At 65.1% G+C, this 14,348-nt stretch carries 11 protein-coding genes and 1 riboswitch; of the genes, 2 read left to right on the forward strand and 9 right to left on the reverse strand.

From position 1 onward, the window contains the following. Positions 1-3 precede the first annotated feature (3 nt). From cobN to KJP28_RS00935, 5 genes are all read right to left on the reverse strand, one after another. Complete coding sequence (gene cobN / locus KJP28_RS00915; protein WP_218390354.1) at positions 4-3,711, reverse strand: cobaltochelatase subunit CobN; 3,708 nt, start codon at positions 3,709-3,711, stop codon at positions 4-6. Further along, positions 3,711-4,163, reverse strand: coding sequence for a GNAT family N-acetyltransferase (locus tag KJP28_RS00920; RefSeq protein WP_218390355.1), 453 nt, complete (start codon positions 4,161-4,163; stop codon positions 3,711-3,713). The genes cobN and KJP28_RS00920 overlap by 1 nt, the downstream gene beginning before the upstream one ends. Then, positions 4,160-5,233, reverse strand: coding sequence for a cobalamin biosynthesis protein CobW (gene cobW / locus KJP28_RS00925; protein ID WP_218390356.1), 1,074 nt, complete (start codon positions 5,231-5,233; stop codon positions 4,160-4,162). The genes KJP28_RS00920 and cobW overlap by 4 nt, the downstream gene beginning before the upstream one ends. Positions 5,234-5,302: 69 nt before the next feature. Continuing rightward, positions 5,303-5,971 carry an energy-coupling factor ABC transporter permease gene (locus KJP28_RS00930; RefSeq protein WP_218390357.1) on the reverse strand — a complete coding sequence of 223 codons (669 nt, stop codon included), beginning with the start codon at positions 5,969-5,971 and terminating at the stop codon, positions 5,303-5,305. A gap of 37 nt (positions 5,972-6,008) precedes the next feature. Beyond that, positions 6,009-6,225, reverse strand: a riboswitch (cobalamin riboswitch). A gap of 46 nt (positions 6,226-6,271) precedes the next feature. Next, positions 6,272-6,643, reverse strand: coding sequence for a YybH family protein (locus KJP28_RS00935; RefSeq protein WP_218390358.1), 372 nt, complete (start codon positions 6,641-6,643; stop codon positions 6,272-6,274). 153 nt (positions 6,644-6,796) lie between these two features. Here KJP28_RS00935 and smc point away from each other — a divergent pair, with 153 nt between their 5' ends. Together smc and KJP28_RS00945 are read left to right on the forward strand one after the other, a co-directional pair. Further along, entirely contained in the window at positions 6,797-10,252 is a 3,456-nt protein-coding gene (gene smc / locus KJP28_RS00940) for a chromosome segregation protein SMC (RefSeq protein ID WP_218390359.1), read from the forward strand. 59 nt (positions 10,253-10,311) lie between these two features. Continuing rightward, positions 10,312-10,803: a YbjN domain-containing protein gene (locus KJP28_RS00945; RefSeq protein WP_218390360.1), complete on the forward strand. Its 492-nt coding sequence runs from the start codon at positions 10,312-10,314 to the stop codon at positions 10,801-10,803. Between the two features lie 23 nt (positions 10,804-10,826). On the opposite strand, the gene KJP28_RS00950 is transcribed toward KJP28_RS00945, so the two are convergent. The 4 genes from KJP28_RS00950 to KJP28_RS00965 are packed head-to-tail and all read right to left on the reverse strand — an operon-like array spanning position 10,827 to position 14,291. Beyond that, a complete protein-coding gene (locus KJP28_RS00950; RefSeq protein ID WP_218390361.1) occupies positions 10,827-12,014 on the reverse strand; it encodes a lytic murein transglycosylase in 1,188 nt (395 codons plus the stop codon). Positions 12,015-12,058: 44 nt separating this feature from the next. Further along, complete coding sequence (gene cbiB, locus KJP28_RS00955; protein ID WP_218390362.1) at positions 12,059-12,970, reverse strand: adenosylcobinamide-phosphate synthase CbiB; 912 nt, start codon at positions 12,968-12,970, stop codon at positions 12,059-12,061. Then, complete coding sequence (locus KJP28_RS00960; RefSeq protein ID WP_218390363.1) at positions 12,967-13,920, reverse strand: threonine-phosphate decarboxylase; 954 nt, start codon at positions 13,918-13,920, stop codon at positions 12,967-12,969. Before KJP28_RS00960 ends, cbiB begins: the two co-directional genes overlap by 4 nt. Beyond that, positions 13,917-14,291, reverse strand: a complete 375-nt coding sequence (locus KJP28_RS00965; protein ID WP_218390364.1) for a DUF1636 family protein — start codon at positions 14,289-14,291, stop codon at positions 13,917-13,919. The genes KJP28_RS00960 and KJP28_RS00965 overlap by 4 nt, the downstream gene beginning before the upstream one ends. Between the last annotated feature and the right edge of the window lie 57 nt (positions 14,292-14,348).

The following is a 14,348-nucleotide window of genomic DNA, read 5'->3' on the forward strand; positions in this document are numbered from 1 at the left end:
GTCTCACGCTCCGGCCGCCAGCCGCGCGCGCGCCGAGTTCGACTTCGGCACCCAGAGCCCGCGTTCGATCGCCTCGCGGAACCGCGCTTCCATTTCGGCGAGCGCGGGGGCGTTGTGTTCTTCGACGAAGGCACGGGTGTCGTCGTCTTCGAGGAAGGCGGCGTAGACGAGATCGAAATGATGGTGCTTGACCGCATGGGTCGTGGCGGCGAAGGCGAAGAGGTAGTCGAGCGTCGCGGCCATCTCGAATGCGCCTTTATAGCCGTGGCGTTTCACGCCCTCGATCCACTTCGGATTTACGACCCGGGACCGGATCACGCGCCCGATCTCGTCATCCAGCGTGCGGATCAAGGGGCGTTCCGGGCGCGAGTGGTCGTTGTGGTAGATCGTGGCGTCGCGGCCTTGAAGTTTCGAGACCGCTGCAGCGGCGCCGCCCTCGAACTGGTAGTAATCGTCGCTGTCGAGCAGATCGTGTTCGCGGTTGTCCTGGTTCTGGACAATGGCTTCGGTCTGGCTCAGACGTTGCTCCAGACCTTCGCGGTCGCGCGCGCCTTCTTGTCCCGCGCCGTAGGCGTAGCTGCCCCATTCGAGATAGGCGTCGCCGAGGTCGTCGCGCGCCTCCCACAACCTTTCGTCGATCATGGCCTGCAACCCTGCGCCATAGGCGCCGGGTTTCGAGCCATAGACCCGAGCGGTTGCTTCGCCGGCGCGGGCGCGGGCGGCGGCGGGATTGTCGGCTTCGGGTTCGTCGAGCGCCTGCACCGCGCGGGCGGCGGAATCGACGAGCGCGATGAGCGATGGGAAAGCGTCACGGAAGAAGCCGGAGACGCGCAGGGTCACGTCCACGCGAGGGCGGCCGAGTGCGGTGGCGGGGATGATCTCGAACCCGGTGACGCGGCGGTTCGCGGCGTCCCACGTCGGCTTGACGCCCATAAGGGCGAGCGCCTGTGCGATGTCGTCTCCGCCCGTGCGCATGTTGGCGGTGCCCCATGCGGTGACGAGCATGGTGCGGGGCCAGTCGCCATGGGTCTGTAAGTGCCGGTCGATCATCAGCGTGGCGGACTTCCACCCCAGCGCCCAGGCGGTCGGGGTCGGAACCGCGCGGCTGTCGACCGAAAAGAAATTGCGCCCGGTCGGGAGCGTGTCGAGCCGCCCGCGCGTCGGCGCGCCGGACGGTGCGGGGGCGACGAACTGCCCCGACAAGGCGGTCAGGAGCCCCGTGCCCTCGTCCGGTCCGCAAGCGGCGACGGTGGGGCGGATTGTGGTTTCGACCTCGTCCATCACGGCGGCGCTCATCGGTCCCGGAGGGACCTCTTCGCCGTCTATGAGGCGCGCGGCGAAATCTTCGAGGCGTTCGATCGTGTCGCCCGCCGTGCGCCATGTGCCTCCCGTCAGGGACGCGGGCCTGGGGCCGTCCCACGGGGCCGCCATGTCGCAGTCGAGCGGGTCGAAGGGCATGCCGAAATCGGCAGCGAGCGCCCGGATCAATGAGGCGTCACCGGCTTTCCCCTGACCGCGCGGAACGCGGACGAGCGCCTGCACGAGATCGCGCTCCAGCCGCCCTTCGGGCGATTGGCCGAAGACATGAAGCCCGTCGCGGATCTGCGCTTCCTTGAGTTCACAGAGATAGGCGTCGAGCTTGGCAAGGTCGGTTTCCTCGTCCTCGCCCTTCATGCCGACATCGGCATCCAGCCCGGTTGAGGAAGACAGCGTGAGGATCTCACGCCTCAGGTGTGCGATCCGGCGTGGGTCGACACCCGCGGCCTCGTAATACTCGTCTACCAGCGCTTCGAGATCCTTGAGCGGCCCGTAGGTCTCGGCCCGCGTGAGCGGCGGCGTGAGGTGGTCGATGATGACCGCCTGCGTGCGCCGCTTGGCCTGCGTTCCCTCGCCCGGGTCGTTCACGATGAAGGGATAGATGTGCGGCATGGGGCCGAGCACGGCCTCGGGCAGGCAGGTGTCTGAGAGCGCCAGCGCCTTGCCGGGGAGCCATTCGAGGTTGCCGTGCTTACCCATGTGCACGATTGCCTGTGCACCGAAATGTTCACGAAGCCAGATGTAAAAGGCGAGGTAATTGTGCGGCGGGACGAGGTCGGGCGAATGGTAGGTCTCGGTCGGGTCGATGTTGTAGCCGCGTGCAGGTTGCAGCCCGACGACCACGTTGCCATGCGTCAGGATCGAGAGCTTGAAGCCGCCTTCGGCGTCTGCCTGCGGCGTGGGTATTTGAGGACCGGAAAGGAAGGGGTCGTCTTCGGGTTGACCCCAGCGGGAGGTGATCCGTTCTTTCACCTCCCACGGCAGCGCGTCGAAGTGCTTGCGGTAGGTGGAGAGGGGCAATGTGACGCCGCCCGCGCGCTCGGCCCGGTCGGTGAGCCAGTTCGTCGGCCCCGCCATGATGGCCTGCATTAGCGCATCGCTGTCGGCGGGGATGTCTTCGACGCTGTAGCCTTCGCCCCATAGCAGGTTGAGCGCGTGAACTGTGGCGGCGGGTGTATCGAGGCCGACGCCATTGGCCAGCCGTCCGTCTTTGTTCGGGTAGTTGGCGAGCACCAGCGCGACCTTGCGCTCGGGCGTGGGGGTCCGGCGCAAGGCCGCCCAGTTCGCGGCGAGCTTCGCCACGAAGTCGATCCGGTTGCCCTGCGCACGGTAGGTGGCGATGGGGCATTGCGTGGCGTCGTCGTAAAAGGCCTCGCCCTTGAAGCTCACGGCACGGGTGAGGACGCGACCGTCCACTTCGGGCAGGGCGACGTTCATCGCTATGTCTCGGGCGGAGAGGCCTGTGAGCCCTTCGGACCAGACTTCTTCGCTGGATGCGGAAAGCACCACCTGAAACACCGGCGCGGCATTCGCGGCCGGCATGGTCAGCGGATTGTCCGGGTTGTCGTCGCCCGTGTGCGGGCTGCCGACGGCGAAGGAGGTGCAATTCAGGATCACGTCCGGGGCGGCGTCGGAGAACAGCGCCTCGAGCGTGGCGGTCGACACCGGGTCCTTGAGCGAGGCGACGAATATGGGGAGCGGGTTCAACCCGTGGCGCAGAAGCGCGCGGACCATGCGGTTGATCGGGTTCAGACCCGCGCCCTGCACCAAGGCACGGTAGAAAATCAGGGGCACGACTGGCGCGTCCTCGGTCCACATTTCGCGCGCCGTGGCAAGGTCGGAGACGCCTGCGCCGGGCCAGTAGACGCCAGCGCGAAGCAGCGGTCTGGCCGGTTCAGGCGTGTCGCCGCCGTCCAGCATGGCGCGAGTGTAGGCGAGGAAATTTGTCGCGTTTTCCGGCCCGCCTTCAACGAGGTAGGCCCAGAGGGCTGCATAATCCTCATCGGATACAGTGGAGAAGCCTGCGAGGTCGGGGTCCGGTTTGTCGTCACCGGGCAGGAGCGCGAGCGGGACTCCAGCCTCTGCGCAGCGGGCGGCGTATTGTTCCACGCCGTAGCGCCAGTAGCCGACCCCGCCCAGAACGCGGGCGACCACAAGCCGTGACCGCGTCGCGCAATTGTCGAGATGCAGGTCCACCGACATTGGATGCGTGAGGTGCGTGAGATTGGCGAGCCGCAATCCGGGGGGCGCGTCCATCTCGGCGCGGGCTTCGGAGAGTGCGGCCAGTTCGGTGTCCGCGGCCGAGATGAACACGACGTCGGCGGGCGTCTGTGCCAGATCGACCGCGTCCTTTCCATCGTCGATCGTGCCGGGTGTCGCGGCCAGCAGGTGCATCAGGTGAGGTCCTTGACCATGAAGACGGAGCTGCCGTCCTCGACATAATCGCCGAACGCGCCGGAGCGGGTGAACCCGTGGCGTTCGTAAAGTCGGACGGCTGCGGCGAGTTCGTCGCCGGTTTCGAGGCAGAGGCGCGGGAGCTTTTCGTCGCGCGCCGTGTCCTCGATCATGCGCAGGAGTGCCGCGCCCACGCCCTTGCCGCGGGCTTCGTCCGTCGTGAACATCGCCTTTACTTCGCCGTAACCGTCCCTGATCGCTAATGCCCCGACGCCCAGCACCCTGTCGCCTTCGCGCGCGGCAAAAAACCGGATGTCGGGCGCGGCGAGCGCCTTGGTCGGGAGTGCATGGTTGTGCTCGGGCGGGTAGGTTGCGGCCTGCAACGCCTGCGCTTCGGCAAGAAGCGCGGACGGCTGGGGCTCCAGCGGGTTCGCAGGTTCGACGAGGATCATGCCTTTAACGCGGCTTCGATGGCCTTGTGGTCCAGTCCGGCCTGACCGATGACGACAAGCCGGGTGGCGCGCGGGTTGGCACCGAACGGCTGGTCGAAATAGGTGTCGACGCGCGGACCGACCGCCTGAAGCGTCAGACGCATGGGTTTGCCTTCGACGGCCGCAAAGCCCTTGAGCCGCAGGATGTCGTGTTCCCGGATCACGTCGGCGACCTGTTCGGCGAACGCCTTGGCGTCCTTGATCTCGCCGCGCTCGACCACGAATGTCTCGAAATCGTCGTGATCGTGGTCGTGATGATGGTGATGATCGTGATCGTCATGGCCGTCGTCATCGTGGTCGTGATGATGGTGGTGCGCCTCGTCGCGCCCGGCCATGTTGGCCTCGGATTCGGCACCCTGCCCAAGCAGTACTTCGACCGGGAGCGCGCCCATGCTGGTCTTGACCACATGCACGCCGGGGCGGCTGTCGGAGGTGAGTTTCGCAGTCAGCGCCTCGGCCTCAGCCGGACCGAGAAGATCGGTCTTGTTCACCACGATCATGTCGGCACAGGCGACCTGGTCGGCGAAAAGCTCGGAGAGCGGGGTTTCGTGGTCGAGGTTTTCGTCCGCCTTGCGCTGGGCATCGATCGCTTCGAGGTTCGAGGCGAAGACGCCGTCGGACACCGCCTTGCCGTCCACCACCGTGACCACGCCGTCCACCGTCACGCGGGTCGAGATTTCCGGCCATTGGAACGCGCGCACCAGCGGTTGCGGAAGCGCGAGGCCCGAGGTTTCGATGACGATGTGGTCCGGCGGTGTTTCGCGGTCGAGCAAGGCTTCCAACGTCGGAACGAAATCTTCGGCCACGGTGCAGCAGATGCAACCGTTCGACAGTTCCATGATGTCGTCTTCGGAGCAGGTTTCGTCCCCGCAGCCCTTGAGGATGTCGCCGTCCACCCCGAGATCGCCGAACTCGTTGATGATGAGCGCGATGCGCTTGCCGTTCGCGTTGTCGAGCATGTGGCGGATGAGCGTGGTCTTGCCGGCTCCGAGGAAGCCGGTGACGACCGTGGCCGGAATTTTGGAACGCATGGGAATTCTCCTAAAACGCAGAGAAGCCGGGGATCGCCCCCCGGCTTCGAAATAGCGATGTCAGCCGGATCAGGCGTTGAAGAGGCGCGGGGTGAAGATGCCAGCGGCCTTCGCGTCACGCAGCGATTTCGCGGCGGCGAGACAAGCCAGATCCACCAGCGGTTCGATCAGGACGACCAGCATATAGGCCGAGCCGAACGCCATGACCGATGACGCGGCGCCGAAGCCCTGGCCGTAGATTGCCCAGAACGCGACCCAGGCGACCACGCCGCCCTGATAGGCGGTGGAAAGCTTGAGCGTCTGGCCATAGGTCAGATCGACATAAGCGGTCTTGGGGGCGATGATCGTTTTTGCCAGCGCCATCATCGCGAAGAGCGGGACTAGGAGCGTGGTCAGGTTCGCGCCGTACTGCGGAAGATCGGTGGGGGCGAACAGCATGCCTTGTGCCAGAAGTGCAAGGGCGAGACCGATGGCGGCAGGGGCGGCGCCCAGCATCAGAAACAGCGTCGAGCCGAGGATGAAATGCACTTCAGACACGCCGACCGAGAAATGCGGCAGCACTTGAAAGAAGACGAAAGCACCGGCGGTCGCGATGCCGGAGCGCAGTGCGAGCGTGGCGATGCCCGAGGTCTTCACCATGTCCCAAGCGGTTTTCGCGGCGTAGCCCGCAGCGGCGGCACCCGTGCCGTAGGACAGGGTGATTTTAGCAGCATCCATGATGCCCGGTTCGATATGCATGTGTCTTGTCCCTTTGTTGCCCGTCTCCCCGACGGGTGGGTGTGTCGTTCACATGGCAGGTCTCCTGGCTCTGCGGCTCGACGCGCCCGACCACCTTCCCGGGGGTTGCCCCAGTGGTATCCGGCGGGCGCTCGCCGCGTCACAGTCGCGGGGGCGGCTGCGGCTGAAGGCTCCGGTTTGGATCACCTCTCCGCATTCCCTATTCTCCCTCAGCGCTTGGCGCTGGTGCGGGAACCATGCCCACCATCTTTCGCGCGGTCGAGGCGGGCGGGTCAAGATGGATTGCGACATTCCGAACGCTCAGCCCGACGCGAAACCCAGATTCTTCCTGTTTTCGGGGGTGTCCTCATGAACGGCCCAGAGCGTCAGGTGGTGGTCCATGACCTCGGCGCGCCAGAGTGCCGGTCCGTCGAGCCGCGAGTCGTCCGAAACCGAATAGCCGCGCATCACGGCATGGCTGCCGCTCACACGGAACTCCTCGAACACGTTTCTGTAGCCGGGAAAGTCGCGGAAGAACCCGCGCCAGGCCGCGACGACCGCTTCGCGCCCGTCGACGATCTGCCCCGCCGGGTCGATGAACCTGTGCTCCGGCGCGATGAGGCCCGATAACCGCTCGATATCGGCACGCGTGATCGCATCGTTGAAGGCTCTGACGGTTGATTCTACGTCCATCTTGCGAGCGTATCACGATAGCCTGTGTCAGGATTGCGACAATATCTTGTGGATAAGTCGCGGGGACCCGCCATATCGTGTTTCCGATGATTGACTCATGCGGGGCGGAGCCGGATCATCGCGGGAATTGGAATCAATCCGAGCAGACAGACATTGCGTTTCAATCGCCTCAAGCTGAACGGCTTTAAGAGCTTCGTGGACCCGACCGATCTGGTGATCGCGGACGGGCTGACGGGGGTCGTGGGGCCAAACGGGTGTGGCAAGTCGAACCTGCTCGAAGCGCTGCGCTGGGTGATGGGCGAGAATCGCGCCAAGGCGATGCGCGGCGCCGGGATGGAGGACGTGATCTTCGCGGGCACATCCGGCCGGGGCGCGCGCAATTTTGCAGAAGTCATCATCCAGATCGACAATTCCGAACGCCTCGCCCCGTCCGGGTTCAACGACAGCGATATCCTTGAGATCGTCCGCCGGATCACGCGGGATGCCGGGAGCGCCTACAAGGTCAACGGCAAGGACGTGCGGGCACGTGACGTGCAGATGCTGTTCGCGGATGCCTCGACCGGGGCACACTCGCCCGCGCTCGTCCGTCAGGGCCAGATCGCGGAACTCATCAACGCCAAGCCCAAGAACCGGCGTCGCATCCTTGAAGAGGCGGCGGGGATTTCCGGTCTCTACCAACGTCGTCACGAAGCGGAGTTGAAGCTCAGGGCGACCGAGACGAACCTTGAGCGCGTCGATGACGTGATCGAGCAACTAGCCAGCCAGTTGAGCCAGCTTGCACGCCAAGCCAAACAGGCGCAGCGATACCGCGACATCGGTGAGCAGCTTCGCAAGTCTGAGGGCATGTTGCTCTATCGCCGTTGGAAAGAGGCGGACGAGGCGCGGCTCGCGGCCTCCGAGACGCTGACCGAGAGGGTCAAGGCGGCGGCGCAGGCCGAGGGTGCCGCGCGCGCGGCCACGAAGGCGCGCGGCGAGGCCGAGGACAAGCTTCCGCCCCTTCGTGAGGAAGAGGCAATTGCGGCGGCGGTTCTGCAACGGCTTCAGGTGTCGCGGGACCAGTTGGAAGAGCAGGAAACGCAGGCGGTTCAGCGGATCGAAACCCTGACGCGCCGGATCGAACAACTCACCAATGACGCCGAGCGCGAAGAGGCGCTGAACCGGGATGCGGGCGAGACGATCGAACGGCTCGAATGGGAGCGCACCGAACTCGCCAAGGCATCGGAGGGGCAGGACGAACGGCTTGAGGAAGCGTCCGAAGCTGCGCGGGATGCGAAACGGGTTTTGGGCGAGCGCGAGGACGCTTTGAGCCAGTTGACCGAAGACGTGGCGCGGCTTGCCGCCCGGCACCAGTCGGCGCACCGGCTATTGGACGACAGCAAGACGACGCTCGACAAGTCTGAGGGCGAGGCCGTACGTGCGCGGGAGGCGGTGACGACCGCCAAGGCGGCGCTGGATGCCGCGAAACTCGCGTTTTCGGAAGCGGATTACGCGCAGAAACAAGCTTCTGAAGCGGCAGAAGCGGCCGAGGCTGCGCTTGTCGCCGCCGATGAAGCGCGCGGCACGGCACAGGGCCGCGAGGCCGACGCGCGGGCCGAGCGGTCGGAAGCCGAGGGCGAGGTCAATGCGCTCCGGGCCGAGGTCATGGCGCTCGCCAAGCTGCTCGAACGAGACACGGCCGAGGGCGGGCAGGTGCTCGACCTCGTGAAGGTCGAAAAGGGGTACGAGGCCGCGTTGGGTGCCGCGCTCGCCGACGATCTTCGCGCCCCTGCAAGCGATTCCGAGGGCGTGTCGGGCTGGCGGTCGCTACCGGCCTATGATGAGGCGCAGGCCCTTCCGGGTGGGGCGCGGCCCCTGACCGACGTGGTCAAGGTGCCCGATGTGCTGGCCCGTCGCATGAGCCAGGTCGGGCTGGTCGATGCGAGCGATGCGCGCTTGATGCAGCCGCTCCTCAAGCCCGGTCAGCGGCTCGTCACCACCGAGGGAGACCTGTGGCGCTGGGATGGGTACCGGGTGGCGGCCGAGGATGCGCCTTCTGCCGCAGCCCTTCGCCTGCAGCAGCTCAACCGACTTGAGGAACTAAAACACGATTTCGAGCGGGCTCAGGCGCGGGCCGACGGTGCCATGCAGGCGCATGAAGCGCTCCGCGCGGAACTCGTCCGTCTGACCGAGGAAGACAAGGCCGCGCGTGAAAAGCGCCGCGATGCCGACCGCGCCGTGGCCGAAGCGAACCGCGCTCTTTCCCGCTCCGAGGCCGATCGCAACATTTCGGAAGGCAAGCTCGAAAACCTCGGGCTTGCTGTGACCCGGCACGAAGACGAGGCGCGCGATGCGCGTGGGCGGCTGAAGGAAGCCGAGAAAGCGGTCGCCGACCTCCCGGATCTCGCCGAGGCGCGGGGCGAAGTGGAGGACACCAAGCTCACCGTCGAAGCCGCCCGCATGACGATGATGGCCAAACGGTCGGCCCATGACGAGTTGCGGCGCGAGGGCGAGGCGCGGGTGAAACGGTCGCAGGAAGTGACCAAGGAAATCTCGGGTTGGAAACACCGGCTGGAAACCGCAGGTAAGCGGATCGCGGAATTGGGCGAGCGTCGGGAGGCGACCGAAGTCGAACTCAAAGACGCCAAGGCTGCGCCGGAAGAGCTTGCCGCGAAACGCGACGAGCTTGCGCGGCAGATCAGCGAATCCGAGGCGCGCCGGGCCAAGGCGCAGGACGCGCTGTCGAGCGCCGAGGCGACGTTGCGCGAAACCCAGATCGCTGAACGCGAAGGTGAGCGCCTTGCCGGTGAAGCGCGTGAAGCGCGGGCACGCGCCGAAGCGCGGCTGGATGCGGCGAAGGAAACGGTGACGCTGGCAGCGGAACGGATTCGCGATGACATGGAAACCACCCCGGAAACGCTGCTCGAAAACCTTGACGTGACGCCCGACCAGATGCCGGCATCGGAAACGATCGAACACGATGTGAACCGGCTCAAACGTCAGCGCGACGCGCTGGGCGCTGTGAACCTGCGGGCGGAAGAGGACGCGAAAGAGGTGCAGGAAGAGCACGACACGCTCGTGGCCGAAAAGTCCGACCTTGAAGAAGCCATCGGCAAACTGCGCCACGGGATCAACGCGTTGAACCGCGAGGGGCGCGAGCGGCTTCTGACCGCGTTCGAGCAGGTGAACGAGAATTTCGGCACCCTGTTCACGCACCTGTTCGGCGGCGGCGAGGCCAATCTGGTTCTGGTCGAGAGCGACGACCCGCTCGAGGCCGGGCTGGAGATCATGTGTCAGCCACCGGGCAAGAAGCTGTCGACCCTGTCGCTTCTGTCGGGGGGCGAACAGACCCTTACCGCGCTCGCTTTGATCTTTGCAGTGTTCCTTGCCAACCCGGCCCCGATCTGTGTGCTCGACGAGGTCGACGCGCCGCTTGACGACGCGAACGTGACCCGGTTCTGCGATCTGCTGGACGAGATGACGCGCCGCACCGACACGCGCTTCCTTATCATCACGCACCACGCCGTCACCATGTCGCGGATGGATCGGCTGTTCGGGGTCACGATGCAGGAACAGGGCGTCAGCCAGCTGGTCAGCGTCGATCTTAAAAAAGCCGAACAGATGGTCGCCTGATCGGGTTTGCCGTCGCTGCGATTTTCCGTAAGCTGCTGTTAACAGTCAGGGAGATCGCAATGTTCATTCGCTCAATCCTCGTTACCATGCTGGTCATATTTGTCGGGCCGGCACTGGCGCAGTCGCAAAAAACCGCTTTGACTGCGGCGAAGGTGATCGCTTCCGATCCTCAAAGCTTCGTGGATTACTTCGAGGAGAGTGGGTATCCGGCCCGGCTGACCGAGGACAGCGTGGGTGATCCGCTGGTCGAGTATCGCGTAGATGGCGAGAAGCTCAGCCTGTTTTTTTATGATTGCACCGACAATGCGGATTGTCAGGCGGTGCAGTTCTATTCCGGGTATCGGACCGAAGGATCTGTCGATCTCGAATTGCTGAATGCTTGGAATTCCGACCGCCGTTTCATCCGCGCTTACCTCACCGAAGACGATGTGGCCCGGATCGAAATGGACATTGCGACCTCGATTGACGGGCTCACGCACCGGGATTTCGACGCGCTCGTCGAATTGTGGACAGACAGCATCGTGCTGTTCGAAGACCACATCAACTGGTGATCCGGGGGTCGTTGAAAGGCGGGCTAGAGCGCGTTCAGAAGTGCAGGGGTCGGCCAGGCGTCGGCCGGTAGGCCCAGTTCGGACTGGACGGCCTGAACCGCCGCGCGTGTGCCTGCGCCCAGAATGCCGTCGATCGCGCCGACATTGTAGCCCCGGTTCTGCAATTTCTGCTGAAGCTGTTTCATCTGGCCGCCTGACAGTCCCGGCTCCGGGTTGCCTGCGTCGTAGACATCTGCGCCCTCCAGTCGGGTGGCGAAGTAGGCCGCGGTCAGAACATAGGTGAAGCTTTGGTTCCACTCGAAATAGACGTTGAAGTTCGGGTAGGCGAGGAACGCCGGGCCCTTGCGCCCCTGCGGCAGGACAAGCGACGCGGGGAGATTGGCGAGCGACCCGGAACGTGCGCGCACGCCCATCGCTTGCCAATCCGCGGACGAATATTGCTCGTCGATCCCGGATTTTGACCAATCCATCTGATCCGGCACCACGACTTCCTGTAGCCACGGCTCGTTGGCACGCCACCCGAGGGATCTGAGCATGTTTGCGCCGGACAGGAGCGCATCGGGGGCCGATGTCTTGAGCCGGACATGCCCGTCTCCGTCGCCATCGACGCCGTTCGTGATGATATCTTCCGGCAACATCTGGACCATCCCGATCTCACCGGCCCATGCGCCCGTCGTTCCCGTGGGCGAAAAATCACCGTCTTCGAAAAGCTCGAGAGCGGCGAGGATTTGCGGCTGGAACAGGCCCGGACGGCGACAATCGTGGCCGAGGGTCATGAGAGAGTTGAGGGTGTTGAAGTCGCCCTGAAAGGCTCCGTAATCGGTTTCGAACGCCCAGAACGCCGCCAGGACACCGCGGCTTACGCCATAGTCGCGTTCCATCCGGTCGAAAGTGCTGGAATATTTCTGAAGGTTCGCACGGCCATTCTGGAGGCGGCCCGATGAGATGAGGGCGCGCGAAAACTCGATGAATGGCTTTTGGAAAATCCCCTGACCACGGTCGGCATTCAGCGTCGCCCCGTCCTGCCGGGCCGAGGCGAAGAACTGGTTGACCGTGCCCGCGTCATGGCCTCGTGAGACCGCGAGATCCTTCATGCGGCCAACGAAACTCGAAAACGAACCGCCGCATTCCACGAGCGGGGCGGGGATGTTCTGCGCCGACAGCGGCGAGGCAGCGAGCATGAGTGCGAACGCGGCGAAACTGGACTTCATATGATCCTCCGGGACATTGTCGGCGAGAGCCTAGCAGTCTCGCGTCACCAGACAACCGCGATGATGAATACGGCGACCAAAGCGGCGATCCACGCTCGCCAGAGCACGGAAATTGCCCGCTCGATATCGCTCGGTCCCAACTCCCGCTCGCCGGTCTCGTTCACGAAAGGAAAGTCGCGCATCGCGCCGTCGTAACTGCGTGGGCCTGCGAGCGCGACATCGAGGCTCACGGCCATCGCCGCTTCGGGCCAGCCGGCGTTGGGTGAGCGATGGCGAGGGGCATCCTGCCGGATCGACGTCCAGCCGCCCGGCCTGTGGTTGATGAGAAAAATCAGGACGGCGGTGATGCGCGCGGGGATCCAGTTCATGAGGTCGTCGAGCCTTGCGGCGGCTTTGCCGAATGCCTCGTGACGAGGCGTGCGATAACCGATCATGCTGTCGGCCGTGTTGACGAGCTTGTAGACCGCCATACCCGGGAGGCCGAAGAGGATGAACCAGAACGCGGGCGCGATCACGCCGTCCGAGAAATTCTCGGCGGCGCTTTCGATCGCGGCCCGCGCGACCTCGCCGTCATCCATCTCCGCGGTGTCGCGGCCCACGATCCGGGCAACTGCGCGTCGACCTGCTTCGGTGGAATTGGCCAATTCTTCCGATACGTCCGTGACGTGATCGACGAGCGAGCGATGGGCGAGGAGAATTGCGGCGCAGATCGTCTCGACGAGCCAGCCCAGCGACGCGAGAGCGAAGGCGAGAGCCGCCACGAGAACGATCAGCCCGACCAGGGCAAGCGCGCCGGTCACGACCCGTCCTTTGCCGTGGTTCATCTTGTCGTCCACCCAGCCGACGGCGCGTCCCATCAGGACGGCGGGATGCGGCACGCGGGCCCAGAGGGTTTCAGGTTCTCCCAGAAGCGCGTCGAGGATCATTGCGATGCAGAGGATCGCCGCGAAGGTCATGCCAGAGCCGCTTCGAGTTTCTCCCAGCCATGATCGGGGGGGAGGCCCAACCGCAGCCAGGTTTTCTCATACGGGAAGATCCGGGACCAGACATGGCCACGCGCGAGCCTGTCTTGCCAGACCCGCGCGTCATCGACGCGGTAGAGGCGAAAGAGGGCGGTGCCGCCCGCGACCTCGGCGCCTTTCGACTGCATCAGCGCGTCCAAGCGCGCTGCATCGACGTGAAGGCGCTGTCTCGTTCGGTTGGCCCATTCCATGTCCGACAGCGCTGCGTGCCCGATCTCGAGTGCAGGGCCTGATACGGGCCATGGGCCGAGGGCGTCGCGGAGTTTTTCGACGAGTTCCGGGTCGCCGATCGCGAAGCCCAGGCGAAGCCCCGCCAATCCCCAGAATTTTCCCAGCGACTTCAATATCAGAGTGCCGGGTTCGGTCGCGCGGGAGCGGACATGACTCGCCCCGAGGGCGATGTCGCAGAAGCTTTCGTCGATAACCATGAGCGCACGACCGGGTGGCTCATCTGCGCCGGACCACGGCAACCCGGTCGGGTTGTTGGGGTGGACCACGACTCGCGCGTCGGACGCCTCTTCGCCATGCGTCACGGTCCAGCCCTGTGTGCGAAAGGCGGCTTCATGTTCGTTGTAGGTCCGTTCGGCGATCCGCAAACGGCCGGGTGGCACGAGAGACGGGATGTTCGCGATCAGGGCGGATGCGCCGGGGGCCGCGAGGACGGCGGCACCGGCGGGCACGGTCCAGAAGTCTCGCGCGGCTTCTACGAGTGCTTCGGTTGCGATTGCATCCGGGAGCGATGTCCAAGCGTCGCGGGACAGGGGCGGGAACTCGAATGGTATCGGGTTGATTCCGGTCGACAGATCCACCCATTGGCCACGCGTGCCGCCGAAGCGGGCCAGAGCAGCGTCGAGCCCGCCACCGTGATCGCGGGGCGGGTTCATTCGTCCTCGCCGGGCAAGGGCGGATGGCGGGTGACGAAGTGACCTTTGACCGCGACCGGCCATGTTCGGTAGGGGACTTGCCCGGTCTCGCTCGCCGCGTGGTAACCGGCCCACTCGACGATACCGTTCGCGGCTTCTTCCGTCGGCTGAAAGCGTCCCAGCGTGTAGCAGAGCTTGCCTGCTGCCTGCACCGCGACATTGCAGCTGTGGTCGCACCCCATCAGGCAGGATGTCCGTCGCACGCGCAGGTTGGTGCCGCGTGCCGCAGCTTCGACGCGCTCGGCGAGCATGGCGCCATCGGTCTCGTCGACTTCGCGCGCGGCCCAGTCGTCGCACTTGCAGGTGTCGCAGACGGTAATCCAAGTGGTCATTTCAGCTCCTTCTCGGCACGCTTGAACCGCAAATCGAGCGCAAGCGCAACGATGGGC

It is taken from the genome of Maritimibacter dapengensis (genome assembly GCF_019218265.1).
Taxonomy (GTDB): Bacteria; Pseudomonadota; Alphaproteobacteria; order Rhodobacterales; family Rhodobacteraceae; genus Maritimibacter; species Maritimibacter dapengensis.

Coding starts and splice junctions, on each gene's coding strand:
- cbiB (WP_218390362.1), bottom strand. CDS start 12,970: ATGACCTTCGCGGCGATCCTCTGCATCGCAATGATCCTCGACGCGCTT.
- KJP28_RS00930 (WP_218390357.1), bottom strand. CDS start 5,971: ATGCATATCGAACCGGGCATCATGGATGCTGCTAAAATCACCCTGTCC.
- cobW (WP_218390356.1), bottom strand. CDS start 5,233: ATGCGTTCCAAAATTCCGGCCACGGTCGTCACCGGCTTCCTCGGAGCC.
- KJP28_RS00960 (WP_218390363.1), bottom strand. CDS start 13,920: ATGAACCCGCCCCGCGATCACGGTGGCGGGCTCGACGCTGCTCTGGCC.
- KJP28_RS00945 (WP_218390360.1), top strand. CDS start 10,312: ATGTTCATTCGCTCAATCCTCGTTACCATGCTGGTCATATTTGTCGGG.
- KJP28_RS00935 (WP_218390358.1), bottom strand. CDS start 6,643: ATGGACGTAGAATCAACCGTCAGAGCCTTCAACGATGCGATCACGCGT.
- KJP28_RS00950 (WP_218390361.1), bottom strand. CDS start 12,014: ATGAAGTCCAGTTTCGCCGCGTTCGCACTCATGCTCGCTGCCTCGCCG.
- KJP28_RS00965 (WP_218390364.1), bottom strand. CDS start 14,291: ATGACCACTTGGATTACCGTCTGCGACACCTGCAAGTGCGACGACTGG.
- KJP28_RS00920 (WP_218390355.1), bottom strand. CDS start 4,163: ATGATCCTCGTCGAACCTGCGAACCCGCTGGAGCCCCAGCCGTCCGCG.
- cobN (WP_218390354.1), bottom strand. CDS start 3,711: ATGCACCTGCTGGCCGCGACACCCGGCACGATCGACGATGGAAAGGAC.